The organism is Geobacillus sp. (assembly GCF_017515625.1).
GTDB classification, from domain to species: Bacteria; Bacillota; Bacilli; order Bacillales; family Anoxybacillaceae; genus Geobacillus; species Geobacillus stearothermophilus.
Window position 1 is genome coordinate 1 of record NZ_JAFWFM010000086.1, and the last position, 4,751, is coordinate 4,751.

Annotated in this window: 6 protein-coding genes; 2 read left to right on the forward strand and 4 right to left on the reverse strand. The window is 49.0% G+C overall.

Annotation, left to right across the window (positions count from 1 at the left end):
* The first annotated feature begins 384 nt into the window (after positions 1-384).
* Together IKE44_RS05525 and IKE44_RS05530 are read left to right on the forward strand one after the other, a co-directional pair.
* The gene (locus IKE44_RS05525; protein WP_230847111.1) at positions 385-780 is read left to right on the forward strand and encodes an ADP-ribosylglycohydrolase family protein; all 396 of its coding nucleotides are present in this window, start codon (positions 385-387) and stop codon (positions 778-780) included.
* A gap of 12 nt (positions 781-792) precedes the next feature.
* The gene (locus IKE44_RS05530) at positions 793-1,173 is read left to right on the forward strand and encodes a hypothetical protein (RefSeq protein ID WP_081256684.1); all 381 of its coding nucleotides are present in this window, start codon (positions 793-795) and stop codon (positions 1,171-1,173) included.
* Positions 1,174-1,527: 354 nt separating this feature from the next.
* Here the strand turns inward: IKE44_RS05530 and IKE44_RS05535 are convergent, their stop codons facing one another.
* The 4 genes from IKE44_RS05535 to IKE44_RS05550 form a co-directional block, all read right to left on the reverse strand.
* Positions 1,528-2,136 (reverse strand): DUF4411 family protein, encoded by a 609-nt coding sequence (locus tag IKE44_RS05535; protein ID WP_049625154.1) that lies wholly within the window; start codon positions 2,134-2,136, stop codon positions 1,528-1,530.
* A gap of 13 nt (positions 2,137-2,149) precedes the next feature.
* Positions 2,150-2,608, reverse strand: a complete 459-nt coding sequence (locus tag IKE44_RS05540) for a MerR family transcriptional regulator (RefSeq protein ID WP_013524778.1) — start codon at positions 2,606-2,608, stop codon at positions 2,150-2,152.
* A gap of 147 nt (positions 2,609-2,755) precedes the next feature.
* Complete coding sequence (locus IKE44_RS05545; protein WP_049625155.1) at positions 2,756-3,727, reverse strand: RpnC/YadD family protein; 972 nt, start codon at positions 3,725-3,727, stop codon at positions 2,756-2,758.
* A gap of 170 nt (positions 3,728-3,897) precedes the next feature.
* Positions 3,898-4,395, reverse strand: a complete 498-nt coding sequence (locus tag IKE44_RS05550; protein ID WP_287465260.1) for a L,D-transpeptidase family protein — start codon at positions 4,393-4,395, stop codon at positions 3,898-3,900.
* Positions 4,396-4,751: the final 356 nt, after the last annotated feature.

A 4,751-nucleotide genomic window follows, 5' to 3' on the forward strand; every position in this document is an offset into this window, starting at 1 on the left:
CGTGGCCGCGAAGCGCACCCTAGGTCTGTAAGATATCCACAAAACTGAAAAAGGATGTAAGGGATTTTGTCGAAAAATATTTTTTGGACACCCCTGAGGGGCCGAAAAGCCTTGATAAATCAACATTTCTAGAGGGAGGGATTGGCGAATCTATGGAAACGAACATCGTATAACGAACCATATGCCAACGGGAAGTCCGTCCTGATGATAGGGCGGTTTATTTATGGGAAAAAATCTGTGAACTAGTCAACACCGAAATGCTGGGAAGTCCCTATGTCCTGGGTCTTCGTTCTTAAAAATTTTATGGAAGGAAAAGGGTTCTGAGGAAAAAGGTCGAAATTAAACAACGGACATCTACATCGACGGACATGGGTCGCCTTTCGGGTGCTTCAAGGAGAGCCGCTCGCCAAGGCGATTCGGAAAGAAGTGGAGCATACCCGTTATGAGCCGCTGCTTATGGTGACGCCTGTCTACCCTCCTGACGGGTATGTCGTCCATACGATGGGGTGGGTGCTGCATTGGCTGCTCCGTTGTGACTCGTTCGAAGATGTCGTCATTTCGGCGGCGAATATGGGTGGAGACAGCGATACGATTGCAGCCATTGCGGGAGGACTGAAAGGGCTGGAAATCGGATACAGCCAGCTGCCGAAGCGGTTTGTGGAAGCGATCGGTTGCGCTGATGAATTGGAAAAACTGGCGTTGCAATTGGCGGATGTTCGGCGTTCGTTCAGTTCGAGCGGTGCGGATGGGGCGAATGGAATGAGGGATAAAGAAGGATAGGGGGTGAAACGGATGGATCGACAAACGTTTGTCGAGAACATGTGGAAATCGTTGTTGGTTGAACTGTACGAAGGAAAAATCGTATCGACGTTCAAAGGGAAGGAAGCGTTTCGCGTCGTCTCGTTTTCCGATGAGGGGATTACCGTGCGCTTGAGTTCGAAGGAAAAGGAAGTGTTTCTAAGCAAGAAGGCGATGCTCAACGTGATTGAAAAACTCATCGCCCATGAAGATGGCGTGCGGCAAAAAATGGTGGACCCAGAATCCCGTCTAAAGTTAGGGCTGTTTTTGCTTCACCCGTGGACGGAGAAAGTGGTGCGCCAGGAGGAGGGGAAACGCCGTCCGTATTTGTTGTTAACGGATGAAGCCCGTCAGCGATTGGCAAGCGGCGAGTAGAGGGATTGACACACTGGGAAGTGCGCTCGCTTTGGCGGCCAAAGGCCAAGGGAAAAGTCCGACTGTTGCTTGTTCCACACGCCAAGAGCCATAGGGAAAAGACCAGTGATAAGAGCCGCGCGGTTGCGGCTCTTTTGTGCTGCCTATTTGTCCATTTCCTTTGCAAGGTCGGCGACTTCGGCGACGGTCAGCCCGGTTCGCTTTGTTGTTTCCGACATCAGGAACATCATTCTGGGAGGAAGTGATAACAAGGAATGCTTGTTTCGTTTTGATCGGCTCTGCGGTTTGCCATTGGCGACCGGCAAAATAGAGAAATGACTTTGTTGTGCTTTTAGGAAGACGATGCGGTCTAAATCATCTGTTGATGAAGTCATTCAATTCTTGGAGCATGCCCGTGAATATTGGGTCATGATGAATGGTGTCATATATGCTCGGGGAAATGGTGATATAATCATTTGATAAAAGATTAAGCAGTCTATGTTCGTGTTGAGGAAACAGAAGAGGATAAAGCGCAAAATCTTTTATATTGGCTGTGACGAGAATGCAGTCGTATTGCCAAGCGGTTAGCAGGATACGGGCATCAGACACGCTGCCGTATTCCATGTCTCTCATGGCATTGATTTTCCTCTGGTATTCAGAGCGAATATAAGCCGCCATTTTCCTTACTTGATGTTCCATATCGGGAGTTGTCCAATCGGGAATCGTTATCGTTATATTTTCCAACAATTCCGAGATCCGTTGCCTTTCCTTTTCGCCAAGTGTGTAGGATTGCAATTCAAGCTCTCGGATGACTTCTTTAGGGATATAGAGCACAGCCTCTTCATGGCGAACTTCCTGCAAAACATCTTTCCAAAAACGCTTGGCGGCTTTTTTGTGGTTCGTGTGGGCAGATGGGCTTGACTTGTATCGGAATACGTTTGTATCCAGCAAATATGCTTTTGTTTCCGTGCCGTTTCCGCTCATGAAGAACTTTCTCCTATTCTCCAAACTCTTTTTCCATTTTTTCCGCGATACGAATCGACTGGCTTTTCAGCTGTTCTCTCATTTGGAGAAATGAAGGCCAGTTTGGGTGGTGAAAAAACTGTGCGGCCGGGATGATCCATTTTCCACTGTCTCCAAGCCGTTGGTAAGCCTCGATTTTTCCTTCTGCGCAATAACGACGCACCATTTGCGGCGTGACATCAAGCAGAAGAGCCACATCGCGGACATGGAGATCATCTGGAATTGTTTGTTCCGCCATTTCGGTAAGAATATGCCGTACGCTCTGTTTTTCCTGGTCGCTTAGGTTGGAATAGATTTCTTTTTTTCGCTTCTCAAGTTCAAGCGACTGTTGGACCAATTCTACATAACGTCGAACGTTGTCGCTTAGTACAGTTTCGTGAAGAGGTGGGGGGGCTGTCTTTCGGGTTTCTGTTTTGCGGGACAAAGTACTCATTTTTCTTTCCCTCCTTGATGTTTATATCCATTATACTATTTTGGCTGGAGAAACAAAAGAAAAAAAGGAAACAAAAGAAATTGAGATCTTGCCAAGCAGCAAAGGGAAGATGAAAAGAGCCGCGCGGTTGCGGCTCTTTTGTGCTGCCTATTTGTCCATTTCCTTTGCAAGATCGGCGACTTCGGCGACGGTCAGGCCGGTCCGTTTGGCGATTTCGTGAATGGGGAGGACGTCAAGCAAATTTTTGGCGATTTCGATGGCCTTCCGTTTTTCCGTTTGCTTGATCGCCTGCTCCTTTTCTTGCATGACTCTTTGCACTGCTTGTTCTTTTTCTTGTATCGCTCTTTGCACTGCTTGTTCTTTTTCCTGCATCACTTTCTTCAACATTTCTTCTTTTTCTTGTTCAAGTTCTTCGACTAACAGGCGAAACACTTTGTTCATTTTGATCCACTCCTTTACTTTTTCGGCGTATGACCGGTCGATGAATTTGTCTGTGGCGGTCAGGACGCCGGCGATGATGTGCAGCTGTTTCGGTTCGTCGTCGATCGTTTTCGCCAGTTCGATCGTTTTTTCGATCATCGTTTGCCGGTCGAAGCGGGTGTGCATGAGCGGCACGAGGATGAGTTTCATCGTTTCTTCCGGAGTGAGCGGTTCGCCGTTGTGGACTTTTTCTTCAATGGCATGGAAAATCGCATCGCCGTTGAATTCGCCAAGCAACACCGCTTTGGATGAAAGAAACACATCGCCGGCGTCAAGCTGTTCGCGGGCGCTCGTGACATCGCTTGTGTAGATCACAACGATGTGAATCGGGCGTATTCGTTTTTCCTGTTGATAGTATGTGTGAAGGATGCGGCAGGCATAATCAAGATACTTTAAATGGTTGTCGAGAAATCGTTCATTGCTTTCGTACTCCAGAAGCAAAATGGAATCGTCTTCGAGAAGAAACACGGTGTCGGCGCGCCGTTCATCCGCCCGTACAGACGGAAATTCGGTTGGAAGCAGTGCTTTGATCCGCGGGAGTCCGTGAAGTCCGTACACATCGAGGGCTTGGTTTTGGTACAATGCGCTCAGCGACTTGAACAAAATGTCTTTGGCGTGATGCGAGATCCCGCCTGGCATCGTCTTCACTCCATTCGCTTTTGACCTAATTATACTACTTGCCCGATCGATTGTCAGCTGCCATCGTGAGCGGAAACACGGTGTTCGTTCGGTGGGAGTGAATGACATCTTCTTGAAAAATAAAACGGGTTGTGACTCAGAACAGACGGATGAATGACGCTGTTTTGCCCTCACGGCCGGATAAACACTTCCGTTCCGTTCGGAACGATGGAGGCGAGTTCGAGCACGTCTTTGTTGTGCATGCGGATGCAGCCTTTGGATACGTATTTGCCGATCGAGGACGGGTCGTTCGTGCCGTGAATGCCATAATGGAGTTTGGATAAGCTGAGCCACATGGCGCCGAACGGACCGCCCGGGTTCGGCTGGCGGTTGACGATGACAAAATCGCCGACAGGCGTGGCGGTGACCATTTTGCCGACGCCGACGGGGTAGGTGCGGATCGTTCGTCCCCGGTGTTTTAACGTCAGCTGGCGGCGGCTGATCGATACATGGATCGTATACGGAATCGAGCCTTTCGCCGGGAGGTGGGGGATGATGATCGCTTGCCCGGGAAAGATGATGGACGAGGCGGTGAGGCCGTTGGCGCGAAGCAGCGCCTCAACAGATGTGCGGTAGTCGCGGGCGATGGAGGCGATCGTTTCCCCGCGTTTGACGATATGTTTGTACATGGCATTTCGCTCCTTTTTTTCGCTGGATGGAGAAAATAGCTACGATTGATGATACATTAGTGTATGAGAAGATTCGAATAAGGTTGCTCAAATGGGAAGAGAGTCTCATGCGCATGGCATGCGGCCGCCAATGCCGTATGAACGCGCTGTGCGTTAGTCTATACTTGACAGGGAGCGTTGCCTAACGGGTGTTTCTTGTCAAAACGTGTAGGGGAAAAAGGAGCATTCCCGTTAGGAGCTTTTCCGGGGACTTGATCAAAAAAAGCCCTCTTGGTATGATGCAGGGGTGTCAAACAATACCTACCATCATGCCAAGGAGGACTTCAGATGAATTGTACACAAAACTATAAAATTGA